This window comes from Enterobacter cloacae complex sp. CDL013 (assembly GCF_049238805.1).
Classification (GTDB): domain Bacteria; phylum Pseudomonadota; class Gammaproteobacteria; order Enterobacterales; family Enterobacteriaceae; genus Enterobacter; species Enterobacter hormaechei_C.
Window position 1 is genome coordinate 1 of the sequence record NZ_JBMKGT010000021.1, and the last position, 534, is coordinate 534.

Genomic DNA, 534 nt, shown 5'->3' on the forward strand with positions numbered 1-534 from the left:
GCGGGCGGCGACTGGCAGGAGGATAACGGCGTCTGGCATCAGAATGTCTTCGCCTATTACCTGTCGATTGCCTGCAACCACTGCGAAGATCCGGCCTGCACCAAGGTCTGCCCGAGCGGGGCAATGCACAAGCGCGACGACGGTTTTGTGGTGGTGGACGAGGATGTCTGCATCGGCTGTCGCTACTGCCACATGGCCTGCCCGTACGGCGCGCCGCAGTACAATGCCGCCAAAGGCCACATGACCAAGTGCGACGGCTGCCACAGCCGGGTGGCGGACGGCAAAAAGCCCATCTGCGTCGAATCCTGCCCGCTGCGCGCGCTGGACTTTGGCCCGATTGAGGAGCTGCGCAAAAAACACGGCCAGCTTGCTGCCGTCGCGCCGCTGCCGTCTGCGCACTTCACAAAGCCGAGTATTGTGATTAAACCTAACGCCAACAGCCGTCCGACGGGGGACACCACCGGCTACCTGGCAAACCCGAAGGAGGTGTGAGATGGGAAGTGGATGGCATGAATGGCCGCTGATGATCTTCAC

The 534-nt window shown here is 62.0% G+C and carries 1 protein-coding gene; it reads left to right on the forward strand.

Annotated features, from left to right (window positions below; all coding sequences use genetic code 11):
- Window positions 1-492: 4Fe-4S dicluster domain-containing protein (locus ACOTXD_RS21705; RefSeq protein ID WP_045142816.1), on the forward strand; the 492-nt coding region annotated here is incomplete at its 5' end.
- Window positions 493-534 lie beyond the last annotated feature (42 nt).